At 72.3% G+C, this 19057-nt stretch carries 17 protein-coding genes and 2 pseudogenes; 15 read left to right on the top strand and 4 right to left on the bottom strand.

Annotation, left to right across the window (positions count from 1 at the left end):
• The 5 genes and pseudogenes from IEY89_RS40625 to IEY89_RS14060 form a co-directional block, all read left to right on the top strand.
• Positions 1-97, top strand: a pseudogene (locus IEY89_RS40625) (slipin family protein); the annotation flags it as partial.
• A 104-nt stretch (positions 98-201) separates the two neighbouring features.
• A complete protein-coding gene (locus IEY89_RS14075; protein WP_189147737.1) occupies positions 202-1647 on the top strand; it encodes a PhoX family protein in 1446 nt (481 codons plus the stop codon).
• 50 nt (positions 1648-1697) lie between these two features.
• Positions 1698-3134, top strand: a complete 1437-nt coding sequence (locus IEY89_RS14070) for a serine/threonine-protein kinase (protein ID WP_189147714.1) — start codon at positions 1698-1700, stop codon at positions 3132-3134.
• Positions 3135-3300: 166 nt separating this feature from the next.
• Positions 3301-4176 carry a polysaccharide deacetylase family protein gene (locus tag IEY89_RS14065; RefSeq protein WP_189147713.1) on the top strand — a complete coding sequence of 292 codons (876 nt, stop codon included), beginning with the start codon at positions 3301-3303 and terminating at the stop codon, positions 4174-4176.
• Between the two features lie 18 nt (positions 4177-4194).
• Positions 4195-4377, top strand: coding sequence for a hypothetical protein (locus IEY89_RS14060; RefSeq protein ID WP_189147712.1), 183 nt, complete (start codon positions 4195-4197; stop codon positions 4375-4377).
• Here the strand turns inward: IEY89_RS14060 and IEY89_RS14055 are convergent.
• Positions 4369-4942: pseudogene (locus IEY89_RS14055) on the bottom strand (ABC transporter); the annotation flags it as partial. The gene IEY89_RS14060 and the pseudogene IEY89_RS14055 sit on opposite strands and share 9 nt — an antisense overlap.
• 131 nt (positions 4943-5073) lie before the next feature.
• Here IEY89_RS14055 and IEY89_RS14050 point away from each other — a divergent pair.
• The 7 genes from IEY89_RS14050 (at position 5074) to IEY89_RS14020 (ending at position 12777) form a co-directional block, all read left to right on the top strand.
• Entirely contained in the window at positions 5074-5814 is a 741-nt protein-coding gene (locus tag IEY89_RS14050; protein WP_189147711.1) for an aminoacyl-tRNA hydrolase, read from the top strand.
• A gap of 85 nt (positions 5815-5899) precedes the next feature.
• On the top strand, positions 5900-6511 hold the full coding sequence (locus tag IEY89_RS14045; RefSeq protein ID WP_189147710.1) for a DUF4142 domain-containing protein: 612 nt from the start codon (positions 5900-5902) through the stop codon (positions 6509-6511).
• A 134-nt stretch (positions 6512-6645) separates the two neighbouring features.
• Positions 6646-7443, top strand: a complete 798-nt coding sequence (locus tag IEY89_RS14040) for a DUF4142 domain-containing protein (protein ID WP_189147709.1) — start codon at positions 6646-6648, stop codon at positions 7441-7443.
• 196 nt (positions 7444-7639) lie between these two features.
• Positions 7640-8980, top strand: coding sequence for an MbnB/TglH/ChrH family RiPP precursor modification enzyme (locus IEY89_RS14035; RefSeq protein WP_189147708.1), 1341 nt, complete (start codon positions 7640-7642; stop codon positions 8978-8980).
• Between the two features lie 315 nt (positions 8981-9295).
• Entirely contained in the window at positions 9296-10090 is a 795-nt protein-coding gene (locus IEY89_RS14030; protein WP_189147707.1) for a DUF4142 domain-containing protein, read from the top strand.
• A gap of 94 nt (positions 10091-10184) precedes the next feature.
• The gene (locus IEY89_RS14025; RefSeq protein WP_189147706.1) at positions 10185-11000 is read left to right on the top strand and encodes a TIGR04222 domain-containing membrane protein; all 816 of its coding nucleotides are present in this window, start codon (positions 10185-10187) and stop codon (positions 10998-11000) included.
• Between the two features lie 139 nt (positions 11001-11139).
• Entirely contained in the window at positions 11140-12777 is a 1638-nt protein-coding gene (locus IEY89_RS14020) for an alpha/beta hydrolase (protein ID WP_189147705.1), read from the top strand.
• 15 nt (positions 12778-12792) lie between these two features.
• Here the strand turns inward: IEY89_RS14020 and hemQ are convergent, their stop codons facing one another.
• Positions 12793-13524 (bottom strand): hydrogen peroxide-dependent heme synthase, encoded by a 732-nt coding sequence (hemQ, locus tag IEY89_RS14015; RefSeq protein ID WP_189147704.1) that lies wholly within the window; start codon positions 13522-13524, stop codon positions 12793-12795.
• Positions 13525-13528: 4 nt separating this feature from the next.
• Positions 13529-14995, bottom strand: a complete 1467-nt coding sequence (gene hemG, locus IEY89_RS14010; protein ID WP_189147703.1) for a protoporphyrinogen oxidase — start codon at positions 14993-14995, stop codon at positions 13529-13531.
• 196 nt (positions 14996-15191) lie between these two features.
• Between hemG and IEY89_RS14005 the strand changes: the two genes are divergently transcribed.
• Both IEY89_RS14005 and IEY89_RS14000 read left to right on the top strand, forming a co-directional pair.
• Positions 15192-16190, top strand: a complete 999-nt coding sequence (locus IEY89_RS14005; protein WP_189147702.1) for a DUF4349 domain-containing protein — start codon at positions 15192-15194, stop codon at positions 16188-16190.
• Positions 16191-16247: 57 nt separating this feature from the next.
• Positions 16248-17666, top strand: a complete 1419-nt coding sequence (locus tag IEY89_RS14000) for an FAD-dependent oxidoreductase (RefSeq protein ID WP_189147701.1) — start codon at positions 16248-16250, stop codon at positions 17664-17666.
• Between the two features lie 111 nt (positions 17667-17777).
• Here IEY89_RS14000 and IEY89_RS13995 read toward each other — a convergent pair whose 3' ends face one another.
• Positions 17778-18110 (bottom strand): hypothetical protein, encoded by a 333-nt coding sequence (locus IEY89_RS13995; RefSeq protein WP_189147700.1) that lies wholly within the window; start codon positions 18108-18110, stop codon positions 17778-17780.
• Between the two features lie 123 nt (positions 18111-18233).
• On the opposite strand from IEY89_RS13995, the gene IEY89_RS13990 reads away from it, so the two are divergent.
• Complete coding sequence (locus IEY89_RS13990) at positions 18234-19052, top strand: rhomboid family intramembrane serine protease (RefSeq protein ID WP_189147699.1); 819 nt, start codon at positions 18234-18236, stop codon at positions 19050-19052.
• Positions 19053-19057 lie beyond the last annotated feature (5 nt).

The following is a 19057-nucleotide window of genomic DNA, read 5'->3' as shown; positions in this document are numbered from 1 at the left end:
GAACTCCACCCTCGTCCTGCCCTTCCCGGTGGAACTCCTCCGCTTCCTCGAACGGGCCCAGACCCAGCAGCCGCCGCCAGGCGGGTCACCCGGATGAGGCGCGCTACGCGCGTGGTTCCCGAGGCCCGTACGGCGTGATACACACAGCAAGGTCACAGTCCTGTCCGCCAGCAGGAAGGTCACCTCATGTCCGGATTCGGCATGCCCGAAATCGACGGTTCCCCAACAACCGCTCCCCTCAAGGCAGTTGACAGATCCCCCGCCTCCCGACGGCAGGTCCTCGCCCGCACGGGCGCCCTGGGCGTCGGTATCGCCTTCACCGGAGCCCTCTCCGAACTCTTCGCCGGTACCGCCGCCGCCCAGGAGCTGGGGCACTCCGGTTACGGCCCGCTGATCCCCGACCCCAAGGGTCTGCTCGACCTGCCGAAAGGTTTCCGCTATCGGGTTCTGTCCCGCGAGGGCGACCCCCTGCGCTCCGGCGAGGGCCCGGTCCCCTCCAACCACGACGGCATGGAAGCCTTCGCGGGCCGGCACGGCCGAGTCCACCTGGTCCGCAACCACGAGAACCGCAACACCCCGAGAATCCCGGTCCCGACGGTCAAGGGCCTCACCTACGACCCGATGGGCAAGGGCGGCTGTACGTCCCTCACCCTCGACCGGGACGGCGACGTCCTCACGGAACGGGTCGCCATCGCCGGCACCGCCGTCAACTGCGCGGGCGGGCCCACGCCTTGGGGCACCTGGCTGACCTGCGAGGAGACCGAGGACAAGGCCGGCACCAACGGCTACACCAAGGACCACGGCTTCGTCTTCGAGGTCGACGGGGCCGACCCTCACCGCACCGGCGCCGTCCCGCTCACCGCGATGGGCCGCTTCCAGCACGAGGCCGTCGCCGTCGACCCGAAGAGCGGCATCGTCTACGAGACCGAGGACGCCTTCCTCGAACCCTTCGGCCTCTTCTACCGCTTCCTGCCCAGGAGGCCGCTGGGCGGGGTGGGTTCACTGCGCGCGGGCGGGCGGCTCCAGGCGATGCGCGTGCCGGGCGTACCCGACCTGTCCTCGATCCAGCAGCCGGGTGCCGCCTTCGACGGCGTCGAGTGGGTGGACGTACCGGATCCGCTGGCCGCCCAGACCCCCGTCCGGCTCCAGGACTTCGGCCGGAAGGGCATCACGCACGCGCAGAAACTGGAGGGCTGCTACTGGGGCGGGCGGTGCGTGTACTTCGTGTCGTCGTTCGCCCGCGCGGGCGACGGCTCGGCGGCCACCCACTTCGGCCAGATCTGGCGCTACGACCCCGGCGCGCGCCGCCTCACCCTGGTCATCGTCTTCGGCCCGGACACGGACATCCAGTTGCCCGGCGAGTCACCGGACAACATCTGCCTCGCCCCGAGCGGCGGCCTGATGGTGTGCGAGGACGGGGACGGCGCCCAGCACGTGTACGGCGTGACACGCGGGGGCGAGGTGTACGCGATGGCCCGGAACGCGCACGCGATCACATCAGCCGCTGCCGCGGCGGGCGGCACCGAGAGCGCCCCCGAGTGGGGCGAATTCGCGGGCGTCACCTTCTCTCCGGACGGCCGGACGATGTACGTGAACTGCTACACGCCCGGGACGACATTCGCCGTACGGGGTCCGTGGAAGCGATAACGGGCGCCCCCTGAGCCGGGACATGGCGGGCAGGCTTTAACCTGTCCGCCATGAACGCATCGGGGGACCTGGTCGACGGCCGTTTCGAGCTGCTGGACCGGCTCGGCAGCGGCGGTATGGGCACGGTGTGGCGGGCCCGCGACACCGTGCTGCACCGCGAGGTCGCCCTGAAGGCGGTACGGCCCGACGCGGCGGCGACCGAGGCCGTACGGGAGCGGGTGATGCGCGAGGCGCGGGCGCTCGCCCGACTCAGCAACCCCCATGTGGTGACGGTCCACCAGATCATCGACGACGACCCGCACCCCTGGATCGTCATGGAGCTGGTGCCCGGTGTCTCGCTCGACAAGCGCCTCGAATCGGGCCCCCTGACACCGGCGGAGGCGGCACGGATCGGCGGCCAGGTACTGGAAGCGCTGCGCGCGGCGCACGCGGCGGGCGTCCAGCACCGGGACGTGAAACCGCCGAACATCCTCCTGCGGCCGGACGGGAGCGCGGTCCTCACCGACTTCGGGATCGCGGCGCTCCAGGGCGCGACGGCGCTGACGATGACCGGCGAGCTCGTCGGCTCCCCCGAGTACATCGCCCCGGAACGCATCCGCGGCCCCTCCGACGACCCGGCCTCCGACCTGTGGTCCCTGGGGGTCGTGCTGTACGTGTGCGTGGAGGGCGTGAGCCCTCTGCGCCGTGAGACCTCGCTCTCGACGCTGGCCGCGGTCCTGGAGTCCGAGGTCCCGCCGCCGTCCCGCTCCGGCCCGCTGACCCCTGTACTCGAAGCGCTGCTCGAACGGGAACCGGCGGCACGTCCCGACACGGCTCGGCTGGCGGCGATGCTGGCGGAGGTGGCGGCGGGCGGGACGGCGAGGTCGGTGCAGCGGACACTGACGTCGCCGCACCTCGTGTCCCACCGATCGGAGTCCGGTGGGACACGACCGCACTCCGCACACGTGGCGGGCGGTGCGGACCGGCGCGAGGCGCAACAGCGGATCCCGCCGACGCCGAACCGCCGCAAGCGGGTCGCCGTGTCCGCCGTACTCGTGGTCCTCGTCGCGGTCGCCGCCGCCCTCCTCACACCACGCCTCCTCGACAGATACGGGACGGACGGCGACTCGGACCCGACGGCCGGTACGAGAACCTCGCCCAACCCCACGCCCGACACGACCGACCGCTGGATCGCCCAGCTCCACTCCGAGCCGGTCGGTTCCGGGACGGCCGCCCGGGACGCCCAGCTCGCCAAGGTCAGGCAGTCGGTACCGGAGGCGGTGTTCGTGCGCAGCGACGCGTACGCGTCGCTGCGGCCGGGCTACTGGGTGATCTACGCCCCCGGCCCGTTCGCCGACGGCCGTGCCGCGCTGGCCTTCTGCAGCGAACGCGGCCTGACGACGCCGAGCACCTGTCTGGGCCGCTACCTGAGCAACGACGCCGCCGACTTCGACGACCAGTGCCGCCCGCCCGCCGCCAACCCCACCGGGCGCTGCACACGGCACTGAGGCTCCGCGGGAGACGTGGTGATCGACCTGCGGGCCGGTGGGGCCGGTCGCGCGGTTCCCGGCGCCCCTTTCCGCCCGCCGGGGGGCGCGGCCGGCCGGGTGACATCCGTACGGCTCGCCCTCGCGGCGGCCCACCGGGCAACCCGGGCATTTCTACCTTCGTACGATGACCAGTCCCGTACGACGAGTCACCATCGGCTGCGTCCTCGGCGCCGTGCTCACCACCGTCGCCGCCTGCGGCACCGCCCCGGTTCCGCAGCGGGCCGAGCGGCCTCCCGCGCTCCCGTCCGCCGTCCCCTCCCGTCCGCCCACCCTCGCCCCCGGGCCCACCGGTCTGACCCCCGTCTTCCGGAACGGCCCGCGCACCCCGGACAAGACCGTCGCCCTCACCTTCGACGCGGACATGACCGCCGGGCAGGGCGGCCGTGCGGCGCGAGGTGAGCGGTTCGACCATCCCCGGCTGATCGCCTCACTGCGGGCGCTGAAGGTTCCGGCGACCGTGTTCATGACGGGCCGGTGGGCCGAGGAGTACCCGGTCCAGGCCCGCTCCATCGGCCGGGACCCTCTCTTCGAGGTCGCCAACCACTCGTACAGCCACTACGCCTTCACCGAGGACTGCTACGGGCTGCCGACGATCGCGGACAACGGCTCCGGTTCCGGTTCGGAGGCACGGATGCGCGCCGACGTCGAGCGGGCCTTCACCGCCTTCCGGGCCGTCGGGGTGCCCCACGCCATGCCCTACTTCCGCTTCCCCGGCGGGTGTTACGACCGGCGGGCGCTGCGCGCCCTGAGCACGGCCGGGGTCACCGCCGTGCAGTGGGACGTGGTCAGCGGGGACGCCTTCGCGACGGACGCCGATGCCGTGGCCCGGGAGGTACTGGACGGCGTACGGCCCGGGTCGGTCGTCGTCATGCACTGCACGCGCAGCGCCGCCCCGGCCACCGAACGGGCCGTCCGCACCATCGTGCCCGCGCTGCGCGAGCGCGGCTTCCGGTTCGTGAAGGTGTCCGAGCTGATCGGGGCCACGGGGGGCCGGCGGTGACCGGCTTACGCTGGTGGCATGAGCGACGAGGACACGTACTGCGCGACCGGCGCGACCACACCACCGGCCGCGGGCGGACCGCCGTACGCGGAGTGCGTGCTGTGCCGGAAGCCGACCGAGTACCCGAAGTCGCAGAAGGGCATCACGCTCTGCCCGGTATGTGAGTGGCAGGAGGCGCAGCGCTCCGCCTGTTCAGGGTGAGCGGCGTGAGGTGAGCGCGCAGGCCGCGGCGATCGCCGCCACCGTGAGCAGGGCTGCCGCGGCCAGCGGCAGCAGGGGCACCGGGATCGTGCCGCGCGCGAGCCGGTCACCAGGGACGTGATGGCCGACGTGGCCGGGGATCCCGTCACCACCGTCGCCAGCAGGGCGCCGAGCATCATCGCGGGTACCGCCCGGCCGGTCGAGCGCACCAGCGGCCAGGTCGTGAGCGCGCCGACGGCCGTGCCGATCAGGGCGCACGCCAGGGCGGCGAGGAGTCCGGCAGCGCCGGCCGGAAGCGGGTCGACCCGGATCCGGTGATCGGCGCTCGCCGGGTCGCTGATCAGGGTCACCACGCCGGTCGCTGCCGCCCCGAGCACCGCCGCGGCGGACAGCGCCACCAGGAGACAGGCGAGATGTGCCCGTCCGGGGCCGACAGCCGCGGCCACGGCGGCGCGGGCGGCGGCTCGGTGCCCACGCAGATCCGCACCAGCCAGGCGGCCACCGGCAGGACGGCCGCCGCGGCATACCCGAGCGAGACGAGCACCGGCTGCCCGCCCTGCACCCCGCCCACGTTCTCCAGCCGTAGATCGCTCTGCACGGGGTCATCATGCCGTGGAGCGGTGGCTGGTCGCGCCCACGCGGCGGAGCCGCAGACCGAACACAGCCCCGCGCCCCTGGGTTGGCAGACTGGGCGGCGTGAACAACGAACCGAAAGCTCCCGGCGACAGCCCTTTCCGCTCCGAGCGATCACCGCGTGACGAGGCACCTCAGTTCGTCCTCCCCCTCGTCGCCCGGATCGAGAAGGCCGAGCCGCCGGCTCGTACCGACGCGTTGGAGACCGCCGCCCGTGCCGTTCTCGTGATCCTCGGGGACGAGCGGTCGGCCGGGGACGGGGAGTGGGCGGAGGCCATGCGGGACTGGCAGGACGCCCGGATCCGCAAGGTCGTGCGACGGGCGCGGGGTGCCGAGTGGCGGCGGGCCGAGGCGCTGCCCGGCATCACGGTCACCGGCAAGTCGGCCGAGGTACGGGTGTTCCCGCCCGTTCCGCTGGACGGCTGGCCCAAGGACCTGGCCCGGCTCCAGGTCTCCGGCACCGAGCTGGAGGATCCGGAGCCGCCGCTCGGCCCCGACCCGGCGGTGCCCGTCCTCTGGCTGAACCCCGAGCTGGACATGTCGGCGGGCAAGGCGATGGCCCAGACGGGACACGGTGCCCAGCTGGCGTGGTGGGAGCTGCCGGACGGGGCTCGCGCGCTCTGGCGCGACGCCGGCTTCCCGCTCGCCGTCCGCACGGCGGATCCGGACCACTGGCGCCACCTCACCTCCGGCGGACTCCCTCTGGTCCGTGATGCCGGTTTCACGGAGATCGCACCCGGTTCGGCGACGGTGGTGGCGGACCACCGTCCCCTGAAACACACAGGGTTCAAACATCTTCGTTGAACATCCCCGGGTTCCCGCCCGTATCTTCTGGCGCTGGCCACGTAACACCTGCCCAACGACCAGTTGGTTTCCCCGGGAGGCTCCTTTGCCGCGCTTCAACCACTCGGCCCTCGTCATCGCGGCCCTGACCACCACCATCGCCGCGCTCTCGTTCCCTGTGTGGTCGTATTCCGACCGCTCCGGCACCGGAGTGTCCAATGTGGCCTCCAGCACGGTGAACACGCAGTGGGGGCCGCTGACCGCCTCCGACCGTGATCTCATCGTGCGAGTACGGCTGGCCGGACTCTGGGAGCTGCCCGCGGCGGAGAAGGCGATGGCACGCTCCAAGAGCGCCACCGTCAAGGACGCGGCGGACCACCTGCTGGTGGGCCACTCCGACCTCGACGAGCGGGTGCGGACCGTCGCGGCCCAGCTCGGGGTGGAACTGCCCAACCAGCCGAACGAAGCGCAGCAGGGATTCCTGGCGCAGATGGACGCGGCGCCTGACGGGGAAGCCTTCGACCGGACCTGGACGAACCTCCTGCGGTCCGCGCACGGAAAGATCTTCAATCCCATCGCCCAGGTGCGGAACAACACCCGCAACACGCTCGTGCGTCAGCTGGCGACGGACACCAACCAGACCGTGCTCGACCACATCACGATGCTGGAGAAGACCGGCCAGGTCGACTTCGACGGCATCGCCAACGGCACGATCTGACACGTGTCGGCAAGCGGGCCCAGGCTTCGGCCCCCCAGCCCGCTCGCCGGAACGTCCCGATACGCTCGCGTATCTCCCTCACTGGCCACGTAACAGTCCCCAACGACCAGTTGGGTTCCTCCCGGGAGGCTCCTTTGCCCCGCTTGAACGGCTCGGTCCTCGTCGGCCTGGCAATCGCAGGCACGATCGGCGCGCTCGCGTACCCCGTCGTCTACTCCTACCCCCACCGTGACGACGCCGCGAAGGCGGCCGCGGTCACCGGAGAGACGGTGAACACGCAGTGGGGGCCGCTGACCGCGCTCGACCGCAGCCTGATCGTGCGCGTGCGCCTTGCCGGGCTGTGGGAGCTGCCTGCGGGGCAGCAGGCGATGCAGCGCTCCAGCAGCGCGGCCGTCAAGGAGGCGGCGAACCACCTGATCGTCGGCCACAACGACCTCGACATGCGGGTGCGGACCATGTCCGCGCAGCTCAACGTCCCGCTGCCCAGCCAGCCGAACGAACAGCAGCAGGGCTTCCTGGACCAGATGACGGCAGCCTCGGCCGGGGACTACGACAAGGTCTGGGCGAACCTCCTGCGGACCGCGCACGGCAAGATCCTGCCGGACATCGCGACGGTACGGAACAACACCCGCAACACCCTCGTGCGCCAGCTGGCCTCGGACGCCAACCAGACCGTGCTCGACCACATCACGATCCTGGAGAAGACCGGCCAGGTCGACTTCGAGGCCATCGCCGAGGCCGCCGCCGGGCCGAGCGCCAGCCCGACCGGTCCGCCGCCGCCGTCCCCAGGCGTGGTGCCGCCCGTCGCACCCGCGGTGGAGCCGACCGGCAACGTCGTCGGGAAGTCCAAGCCGTCACCGACGACACCGGGCGTGGTCAACACCAACCGGCCTGCGGCGAAGGACCCCGCCACCGTCGGTCTGGGCGGCTAGCCGACCGGTGGGCGGCAGACGGGCGGAAGCTCAAATGTTGCTCTGAACCTCCCCGGGGAAGGGTTCGGCCCCGGGGACCCGGGCCATCACTCCGTCACACCACGACACCGTGCGCGGCCCGCCGACGGAGACGGCGCGGCGGGTCCTGGTGAAAACCGTGGCGGACGGCCGAGAGGGTCGGAGAAGGGGACGGACGATGAAGCGACTGGGACGACTGGGTACGGGCATCGGGTGGCGGCCGGAGATCGCGGACGCGGTGGAGGCCATGCCGGGCATCGACTGGGTCGAGGCCGTTGCCGAAAACCTCTGCCCGGGGCATCTCCCCGCATCGCTGCTGCGGCTGCGCGAGCGCGGCGTGACGGTCGTCCCGCACGGGGTCTCCCTGGGCCTGGGCGGTGCCGACCGGCCCGCCGAGGACCGGCTCACGGCGCTCGCCGAGCGCGCCGAGGCGCTGGGCTCGCCGCTGGTCACCGAGCACATCGCGTTCGTCCGGGCCGGCGGTCCGCTGACCGCGTCCCCGCTGCTGGAGGCCGGGCACCTGCTGCCCGTCCCCCGCACCCGGGACGCGCTCGACGTGCTGTGCGAGAACGTCCGCATCGCACAGGCAGCACTGCCGGTGCCGCTCGCCGTCGAGAACATCGCCGCGCTCCTCGCCTGGCCCGGCGAGGAGCTGACCGAGGGCCAGTTCCTGTACGAGCTGGCGGACCGGACCGGCGTACGCCTCCTCATCGATGTCGCCAACCTGCACACGAACCACGTCAACCGGGGCGAGGACCCGGCGAAGGCCCTGGCCGACCTGCCCGTCGAGGCCATCGCGTACGTCCATGTCGCGGGAGGCTTCGAGCGGGACGGCGTCTGGCACGACAGCCACGCCCATCCGGTCCCGCCCCAGGTCCTCGGCATCCTCACGGACCTCGCCTCCCGGGTCACCCCGCCCGGCGTCCTGCTGGAGCGGGACGACAACTTCCCCGAGGCGGGTGAGCTGGAGCGGGAGCTGGACGCGATCCGCGGGGCGCTGGAGGCGGCTGCGCCCTCGGAGTCGGCCCCCGCGGGGGCGGCGGCTTCGGCACCGACAACCACACCCGTCGCCGAGGCCGAGGCCGACCGGACACCCGACTCCGCCCCCGCCCGCCAGCGCCTCGCCCTCGCGCAGGCCGCGTTGCTCTCCGCGCTCGTCGCGGGGACGCCCGTACCGGAGGGGTTCGACCGGGTCCGGCTCGGGGTGCAGTCGCGGGCGCTCGGGGCGAAGCGGGCCGATGTCGTGGCGAAGGTCGCGCCGGAGTTGCCCGAGATCCTCGGGGCCGGATACCGGCCCGCCTTCCTCGCGTACGCGCACGGGCACCCCATGTCCGACGGCTACCGGCACGACGCGCTGGACTTCGCCGCGCATCTGCTGCTCGGCGGGCAGCCCGAGAACACGGAGAGCCGACGGCGGCTGCGCGAGTGGTGGCTCGACCGCTCGGGTCCGGCCCCGCGCTCCCAGCGCCCCACGGCCCGGCTGGCCCGGGCCACCCGACGCGTACTCCTGCGCCGCTGACGCACGGGGGCTCCGAGCGACGAACGTCACTCCCCGCGCGTACGCCGTGCACCTCCCACCGCCGAACGGGCACCTACGCCTCAACCCGCGCAAACTGTGCGGGGGTTAACAGTGCCGCCCATTATCCGACACCTCACTGTCTGATTTGTCAGATTTCAACGCGATATGCGCAAGCGTCGTGCTCCCTCATTCGGCGTCCTCCTCCTCGCCAGGGAGCTGTCTCCTCGCGTACCGCAGCCGGCGTAGGGCCCGCAGTACGATGCGAACTCCGTGCCCGAAGCGCATTAGCGTGCGGTGCCGCAAGCAGGAGGCACCATGCGATCCATCCACCGTCCCGGCCCCGGCGGCACCGGGCTCGTCGTCGCGGGTCTGGCGGCGACCCTCGTCGCACTGCTCTTCCCGGTCTGGTCGTACACGGACCGTTCCGGAACCGGTGTGGACGTGCTCAACGCGCAGACCGTGTCGACACGGTTCGGTCCGCTGTCCGCGCTCGACCGCGAGTTCCTCACCAAGGTCCGGCTGGCCGGGCTGTGGGAACTGCCCGCCGGTCAGCAGGCCCAGGAACGCGGCACCACCGAGGCCGTACGGATCGCGGGCCGGCATCTGATCGAGGGGCACACGTTCCTCGACGAGCGGGTCCGGGACGTGGCGTCGCGGCTCGGGTTCGAACTGCCCAACCAGCCGAGTGAGCAGCAGCGCGGATGGCTCAGCACCATGGACGCGGCCCACGGCGCGGACTTCGACCGCCAGTTCGCCAACCTGCTGCGGATGGCGCACGGCAAGGTGTTCTCCGTCGTCGCGCAGGTCCGCGCGAGCACCCGCAACTCCCTGGTCCGCACCCTCGCCGACGACGCGAACAGGACCGTCCTCGACCACATCCAGGTCCTGGAGGCCACGGGGTACGTCGACTTCGACGCCCTCGCCCAGGACATGGCCGCCGCGAGCACCCCACCGCTCACCAACTCCCCGGCGCCGCCCGGTCCGACGACCGCCCCCGCGTCCGCCGTGCCGGTGACTCCCTCGGCGGTCGCGACGTATCCGCTGCCGCCTCCGGCGACCAGCCCGCCGTCGAAGCCCACGGAGCCCGCGAAGCCGTCCGCGAAGGCCTGAATCGGCCACCGCCCATACGTCACGTACCGGCCATACCTCGTCCATATCCTGAAAGCCCATGGCGTTCCAGGCACCCTTCGCATAGAACAACGGCATGTTCTGGTCCTTCCTCCTGCTGCTGGCCTGGATCGCCGCCGGTACGGCGTGCATCCGGCTGTGCCTGGCCGCCGTACACGCGACTGCCGTCGATCCGGACGCGGGCCCCGGCGGGCGCGGGCGTGACCTGACGCTGTACGAGGCCGCGTTCCTGTCCGGCGGACCCGCGCGGGTCGCCGATCTCACACTGGTGTCGATGGCCCGTCAGCGGCGGCTGCTGCTCGCCCACACCGGCTGGGCGACCGTCGTGGACCCGAGCGGGCGCGACGAGATGGAACGGTCGGTGATAGGCGCCATCGGCCCTGAGGGGCAGTCGCGCATCGCTCCGGTGCGAACGGCCGCGGCCGGCACGGAGGCCGTACGAGGGCTCGCGGACCGGCTCGTCGCGGCGGGCCTGGCCGTGCCCGACGGCGCCCGGCGCGGGCCGGCGTTCGCGGTCCGTCAGGTGCGGGCCGCCGCGCTGATCGTCGTCGCGCTGGGCGCGGTGGCCCTGCTGGCGCCCGGGCGGGGTGCCGTGCCGCGCGACCTGGTCGCCCTCTGGTTCGCGCTCCCCCTCGTCCTCACCCTGAGCTGCCTGGCCATCGCCCGGATCGAGATCCACCCGTACTCCCGCTGGGCGTCACCGGCCGGACAGCGGCTCCTCACCACCCTCGCCCGACGGAACAGGACCACCGCCCCGCACGCCACCGGCGACGAACGCACGTACCTCACCTCCGTCGCCGTGCTCGGGGTCCGCGCGGTCGACGAGCCGGACCTGCGCGCGGCCCTCGCGCACCGGGAGCCCCAGGACACCCTGCGCGAACGGCTGCGCTGACGGCTCCCGCACCGGCACCGGCGCCCCGGGGGTGTGCGGGGGCGCACAGGAGTGCTCGCGGCGACACCGGGCGGGTGGTGCTTGCCTTCGCCGACTGGCGCCCGAAACATCCCTTCTGTTGCCACCGAAGGGATACGCGATGCGAGCTGCCGCCCTCTACTCCGCTGCCGGGTCCTTGCTGTTGACCACCCTGGCCGCCGCCCCCGCGGACAGTGCGCCGGGCCGGTCCGGCCTGCCGGGCGGTCCCGGCTCGGCCGAGTTCCGGGGTTCCGTGCTGGCCGCAGCGCGCGCCGAGGCGGCCGGTATCCGCTTCGGGAAGTGCGCCGAGGAGGAGGAACTGCCGGACAGTGTGCGGTGCGGCACCGTCACCGTGCCGCTCGACTACGCACATCCCGACGGCAGGCAGATCAAGCTCACCGTCAGCCGGGCCGAGGCGACCGGCAGGAACCCGCGCGACCCCGAGCACCGGGTGGAGCACCAGGGCGCTCTCGTCTACAACCCGGGCGGCCCCGGTGCCTCCGGCATGTTCTTCCCGATGATCGGCGTCATCCCGGAGTGGAAGCGCATCGCGGGAGCCTACGACCTGGTCGGGTACGCCCCGCGCGGGGTGGGCCGGTCGGCGCCGCTGTCCTGCGAGGACCCCAAGCTCTTCTTCAAGGGGCCCACGCAGGCGCCGACGCATCCCTCGGAGTCGTACAAGAGGGAGCGTGTCGCCGAGGCGAAGGCGTACGCGCGCGGGTGCGCCGAGCGCTCGGGCGACGCGCTGCGGCACTACCACTCCCTCAACAACGCCCGTGACCTGGACGTCCTGCGCGCCGCGCTCGGCGAGGACCGGCTGACCTTCATGGGGGCCTCGTACGGCACCTACTTCGGGGCGCTGTACGCGACGCTGTTCCCCTCGCACGTACGGCGGATGGTGTTCGACTCGGCGGTCAACCCGGACCCGGGCGGGATCTGGTACCGCAACAACCTCGACCAGTCGGCCGCGTTCGAGAACCGCTGGGCGGACTTCCGGGCGTGGGTCGCCCGGCACGACGACGTGTACGGGCTCGGCGCCACGCCGGAGGCGGTGCTGCGGAGTTACGAGAAGGCGGCGGCCCGGCTCGCCGCCGAGCCGGCCAGCGGGAAGGTGGGGCCGGGGCAGTTGCAGGGCGCGTTCCTGCAGGCCGGGTACTACGACGACTACTGGCCGCACCGCGCCCACGCCCTGTCCGCCTATCTGAAGGGGGATCCGCAGCCGCTGATCGACCAGGCGGCACCGGTGACGGAGGCGGCCGTCGAGGCGGAGAACGGCAACACGGTGTACACCGCCGTCGAGTGCAACGACGCGCCCTGGCCGACGAGTTGGCGGGTCTGGGACCGGGACAACACACGGCTCGCGCGCACCGCGCCGTTCGAGACCTGGGACAACGCGTGGATGAACCTGCCGTGCGCCTACTGGCCGGCGCCCCGGCAGACGCCCCTCGACGTGGGGACCGGGCCGGGCGACCTGCCGCCGGTGCTGATCCTGGCTGCCGAACGGGACGCGGCGACGCCGTACGCGGGCGCGCTCGAACTGCGGCGCCGGCTGCCGGGCTCGGCCCTGGTGACGGAGCGGGGCGCGGGCACGCACGGCATCGCGGGCGGCCCGAACAAGTGCGTGAACAGCCACCTGGACGCGTATCTGCTGACGGGCCGTCTGCCCGGGCGGAGCGCGGAGTGCGCTCCGCACGCGGAGCCGCGGCCTGCGGCCCGGGCCGACCGTTCCCTGACGGGAAAGGCCGCCCAGGCATCCTGAGGCAGGCGGCAGCCCTCAGGCGAGACCGGCGATCAGCTCGCCGATCTCCTTGCGGCGCCCCGTGTAGAACGGGACCTCTTCGCGGACGTGCATACGGGCCTCGGAGGCGCGCAGGTGACGCATGAGGTCGACGATGCGGTACAGCTCGTCGGCCTCGAAGGCCAGTAGCCACTCGTAGTCGCCGAGGGAGAACGAGGCGACCGTGTTGGCGCGCACGTCCGGGTAACCGCGGGCCATCTTGCCGTGGTCGGCGAGCATCCGGCGACGGTCCTCGTCGGGCAGCAGGTACCAGTCGTACGAGCGCACGAACGGGTAGACGCTGATGTAGTTCCGGGGCGTCTCGTCGGCCAGGAACGCGGGGATGTGCGAGCGGTTGAACTCGGCGGGGCGGTGCAGCGCCATGTTCGACCACACCGGCTCCAGGGCGCGGCCCAGCTTCGTGCGGCGGAAGAGGTTGTACGCCTCCTGGAGCTGGTCGGCGGTCTCGGCGTGCCACCAGATCATCAGGTCGGCGTCGGCGCGCAGCCCGGAGACGTCGTACGTGCCGCGGACGGTCACGTCCTTCGCGGCGAGCTGGTCGAACAGCTCCTGGACCTCGTCGGCGAAGCCCGTGCGGTCCTCGGGCAGGACGTCCTTCAGCTTGAAGACGGACCACAGGGTGTAGCGGATGACCTCGTTGAGGTCCTTGGCCAGCTTGCCCTTGTTCGGGATGCGGGCCGCGTCGGTGGTGGGGGCGTCGTCACTCATGTGCCTATTCTCCCGCTCCGTCGGGCGCGCTTCGCACCGGGTGGCCATCGAGCGGCTCCAGCGGCTGAAGCGGTCCGAGCGCGTCCACGGCCGCGTACGCGCTCGCGATGCAGGCCGGGATGCCGACCCCGTCGTACGCCGCGCCGCACACCGCGAGGCCCGGGAGCTTGGCGACGTGCTCGCGGACTCGGTCCACGCGCGCGTGGTGGCCGACGGGGTACTGGGGCAGCCCGTCGTCCCAGCGGGTGACGCGGGTCTCGACGGGGGCCGCCGTCAGCCCGGTCGCCTCCTTGAGGTCGTGGCGTGAGACCTCGACCAGGTCGGTGTCGGGGCGCTGGAGGATCTCCGTCTCGGCGTACCGCCCCACGGAGGTCCGCAGGACCAGCAGGTCCGGGTTCTCGTCGGCGATCCAGCCCCACTTCTGGGAGGCGAACGTCGACGCCTTGATGGTGCGTCCGTCGACGGGCGGCACCAGGAAGCCGCTGCCCTCGGGGAGGCTGATGTCGGCGCGGCGGTAGGCCAGGGTGATCAGGGCCATCGAGGCGTACTCCACGCCCGCGAGTTCGGCGGCGGCGGCCGGCGCCTCGGCGCGGAGCAGTCCGGCGGCCACCGGGGCCGGTACCGCGACGACCACACCATCGGCGTCGAGCACCCGCTCCCCGGCGACGACCCGCCATGCCGCCGACGTCCCGGCCGTCCGGCGCAGCTCGGTCACCGGTGCACCGGTGACGATCTCGCCTCCCCGCGCGCGCACCGACTCCGCGACGGCGAGCGGCAGTTGGCCCACACCTCCCCGGATGCCCATGAAAACCGGCCCGCCCTGCTGGGGAGCGGCTGCCATCCGGGCCTGGATGCCACGCACCCCCTCCGTCAGGGACGCGTGCGTCCTGGCCACCTCGAAGAGCTGGGGCACGGCCGAGCGCATCGAGATGCGGTACGCGTCGCCCGCGTACACCCCTCCCAGCAGTGGTTCCACCAGCCTGTCGACGACCTCGCGGCCGAGGCGCGCGGCGACGAACTCCCCCACCGCCACGTCGTCCCCGACCTCCGTGCGCGGCAGGTCGGCGTCGCGCCCGATACGGGCCAGCCCCTCGTCCGAGAGGACGCCGGCCAGGGCCGAGGCGCTGCCGGGAACGCCCATGACGTGCCCCTTGGGCATGGGTCGCAGGGCGCCCCGGGTCCAGATCGAGGCCGTCGAGGTGGCGGGCGGCCGGAGACGGTCGTCGAGGCCGACCTCCCGGGCGAGCGCGATGGCTTCGGGTCTGCGCGCGAGCATCGACTCGGCACCGAGGTCGACCCGCGCGCCCGCGATCTCGCCGGGCAGCAGCTTGCCGCCGACCCGGTCCGACGCCTCCAGGACCGTGACCCGCACACCCCGCTGCAGCAGCCGGTGGGCGGCGGCCAGACCCGCGATCCCGCCTCCGATGACGACGACATGCCCGGCAGCCGCACGGGCCTCCACTGCGCTCATGCCACCACCTTCTCAGACCCCTCCGACACTCCCGGCGGCGCACGCCGCCCGCGTTGTCCGACGCGAGTCCCGACCGTGACCTCATCGGGACCCCAACCGGCCAACGTCCCGTCCCCTTCATGCGTCGAAGGAGCGTCAGTCGTGCACCACGACGGTCAAGACGTTCCATCGACAGCCCTCGGGGGGAATCCACAAGATGAACACGCTGCGCACAACCCGTACACGCCCGGTCCAGGCCCTGGCCGGGATCCTCCTGGCCTCGGCCCTCGCGCTCACCGGCTGCAGCGGCTTGGGTGCCGACGACAGCTCGGACAGCGGCGCGGGCGGCGGTGCGGCGAAGGCCGCCTCGGGCGCTCTGGACGAACAGGCCACGACCGAGAGCAAGCCGGACGGCGACAAGGGCAGCGGAACCCAGGCCAGTGCGGCGCCGCAGGCGGCCATTGGCGCGCACATCATCCGCACCGTGTCCGTCTCCGTGCAGGTCAAGGACGTACCCAAGGCCCTGGTCAAGGTTCGCACCACCGCGGTGAACGCGGGCGGCTACGTCGGCAGCGAGACGACGACCCTGGACGAGGAGGAGGGCAGCGAGAGCACGGACATCGTCCTGCGGGTGCCCGTCGGCGAGTACGAGCGGGTCCTCGCCGACCTGGAGGGCACCGGAAAACTTCTGCACCGGGAGGCGGAGGCGCAGGACGTCACCGAGCAGGTCGTCGACGTGGAGAGCCGCATCAGCACGCAGCGCGCGAGCGTGAACCGCATCCGTGAGCTGATGGAGCAGGCCACCAAACTCTCCGACGTCGTCACCCTGGAGGGCGAGTTGAGCCGACGTCAGGCCGACCTGGAGTCGCTGCTCGCCCGTCAGACCTCCCTGAAGGACCGCACGACCCTGGCCACGATCAACCTCTCCCTGACGGAGAACCCGGTCAGGGAGTCCGACGAGAACGACGACCCGGGCATCCTGGACGCCCTCGCGGGCGGCTGGAACGCGTTCGTGTCGATGCTGCGCTGGATCGTGGTGGCCCTCGCCACGGTACTGCCGTTCGCGGTCGTGGCGGCCCTGCTGGTGTTCGTCTGGCTGCGCCTCACCCGCACCCGCCGACAGCGCCCCACCCCGGCGACGGCCACGGGCCCCGCCCCGGCGACCTCCCTGCCTTCGGCTCCCCCGGTGCAGCCGAAGGGCCCGGACCAGGACTGATCAGGATTGATCAGTCCTGGCCGGGATCGACAGGCGGGGTCCCCGTAGCGTGTTCGTATGAGCATGAGCGATGGCCGTACGAGCGACACGAAGCGTGGGACCGAGCGTCTGGTGGTGATCGGCGGCGACGCGGCGGGCATGTCCGCCGCGTCGCAGGCGCGCCGGCTCAGGAAACCCGGCGAGCTGGAGATCGTCGCGTTCGAGCGCGGCAACTTCACCTCCTACTCGGCGTGCGGCATCCCCTACTGGGTGAGCGGCGACGTCCCTGACCGGGACCAGTTGATCGCCCGCTCGGCCGAGGAGCACCGGGCCCGCGACATCGATCTGCGCATGCGTACGGAGGTCACGGAGATCGACGTCCCGGGCGGCCGGGTACGCGCGCGTGACCTGGAAACGGGCGCCGAGTCATGGACGTCCTACGACAAACTGGTGATCGCCACGGGCGCCCGTCCGATCCGTCCCTCCCTCCCCGGCGTCGACGCACCCGGGGTACACGGCGTACAGACCCTGGACGACGGCCAGGCCCTTCTGGACACCCTGGCCACCACCGAGGGCCGCCGCGCGGTCGTGGTCGGCGCGGGCTACATCGGCGTGGAGATGGCGGAGGCCCTCATCAAGCGCGGCTACGAGGTGACGGTCGTCAACCGCAGCGAGGAACCGATGTCCACGCTCGACCCGGACATGGGCCGCCTGGTGCACGGGGCGATGGAGGGCCTGGGCATCACCATGGTGAACGACGCCGAGGTCACCAAGCTGCTCACCGGCGACGACGGCAGGGTGCGCGCGGTCGCCACGGAGGACGCGGAGTACCCGGCGGACGTGGTCGTGCTCGGTATCGGTGTCCGCCCCGAGGCGACGCTCGCCCGGGCGGCGGGACTCCCCGTGGGCGACCACGGCGGTCTCCTCACCGACCTGGCGATGCGGGTGCGCGGGCACGAGAACATCTGGGCCGGCGGCGACTGTGTCGAGGTCCTGGACCTCGTCTCCGGTCAGCACCGGCACATCGCCCTCGGCACGCACGCCAACAAGCACGGCCAGGTCATCGGCGCGAACGCGGGCGGCGGCTACGCCACCTTCCCCGGCGTCGTCGGCACCGCCGTGAGCAAGGTCTGCGACCTGGAGATCGCCCGCACCGGCCTGCTGGAGAAGGACGCGCACCGGGCGGGCCTCCGGTTCGTATCGGTCACCATCGAGTCGACGAACCGCGCGGGCTACTACCCCGGCGCGGCCCTGATGACGGTGAAAATGCTCGCCGAACAGCGCACGGGCCGCCTCCTCGGCGTCCAGATCGTCGGCCGCGAGGGCGCGGCGAAGCGGGTCGACATCGCGGCGGTGGCCCTCACGGCATCGATGACAGTCGAACAGATGACAGCCCTGGACCTGGGTTACGCGCCCCCGTTCTCCCCGGTCTGGGACCCCGTACTGGTAGCAGCCAGAAAGGCCGCCACGGCGATCCGCGAGGGTGCCTTCCGATGACGCACGGGGTGCCTTCCAAACAGGCGCACGGGGACCCACCCGGGGGCGCGGGGAACTGCGCGACAAGCCACAGTGGACCCGCGCCCGGCAACGCACAGCACCCCTACGTCGTTACGCGGTCCCGTTGATCCGATCAATCGCCTGGCGCGCCTGCTCCCCCGGCGGCCGGGACGGCAGCGCGGACACGGACGCCGACGCGGAGACCGACGGCGCCTGCTGCGCCTGTGCAGGCTTCGCGTGGGCACCGAGTCCACTGGACCGCAGCCGATGGCTCACCGCCTCGTCGAGCGACACCGGCCGCTGCATCTGCGTGGCCAGCCGCCCAGCCTCCTGGCCGAGCCGGGCCACGTCCTCCCATGGCAGGTGGACCACCAGCGCGAGTTCGGCCTCGCCGTTCGGCAGAGCCTGCACCGACTGCACCGGAGGAGTAACTCGGTCGTTCATCGCCTGTTCCTCACGTCGTCCCCGCGACCAGCCTTCGTCGTGCCGCGGACGTTGAGGACAGATACGGACACACGGACAGCCGCGTTCACCGATTCGCGAGACGCATCGCGGGCAGTATTCCTTGTGGTCATCCCCGTCCATGACGTGAACCCCGCGAGCCGCACACCTTGGGTCACGTACGCGCTGATCGCCGCCAACGTCCTCGTGTTCCTCTCCATGCCCGGCACAGCGGGTTCGGTGACGGGCGAGAGCGGTCTGGCACAGTTGTGCCGTCTCCAGGCCTTCCTGGGCCAGTACGCCGCCGTCCCCCAGGAGCTGATCCACCATCACCTCCCGCGCCTGGTACCGACGGGCGACGTCGGGATCGGCACCGGAGGACCGGGCTGCGTGATCGGCCCGCCGGGCTACGACAAGTCCCCCACGCTCTCCGTGTTCACGGCGCTGTTCCTGCACGGCGGCTGGCTGCATCTGCTGGGCAACATGCTGTTCCTGATGATCTTCGGCAACAACATCGAGGACCGCCTCGGACATGTGCGGTACGCGCTCTTCTACGTCGCCTGCGGCTACGCGGCGTCGTACGGCTTCGCGCTCGTCAACGCCGACTCGGGCGACCCCCTGATCGGCGCCTCCGGGGCGATCGCCGGCGTCCTGGGCGCCTATCTGGTCCTGTTCCCGAAGGCCAGGGTCTGGGTACTGGTGCCCTTCCTGGTCTTCCTGCCACTCCGCCTGCCCGCCTGGCTGGTGCTGGGCTTCTGGTTCGTGCTGCAGGCGGTGTACCCCTCCGGCGAGGGCGTCTCCGACGCGGGCACCGTGGCGTACGCCGCCCACGTCGTCGGCTTCCTCGCGGGCATGCTGCTCGCCTGGCCGCTCAGGGCCGGCACCCCGCCACCGCCCGAGCCGGGCCGCCTGCTCTGGGGCAGACAGGCACGGCATACGTGGTGACGGGC

This window comes from Streptomyces lacrimifluminis (genome assembly GCF_014646095.1).
Classification (GTDB): Bacteria; Actinomycetota; Actinomycetes; order Streptomycetales; family Streptomycetaceae; genus Streptomyces; species Streptomyces lacrimifluminis.
The sequence above is the reverse complement of the archived record's forward strand: the minus strand, read 5'-3'. Positions and strand labels throughout refer to the sequence as shown.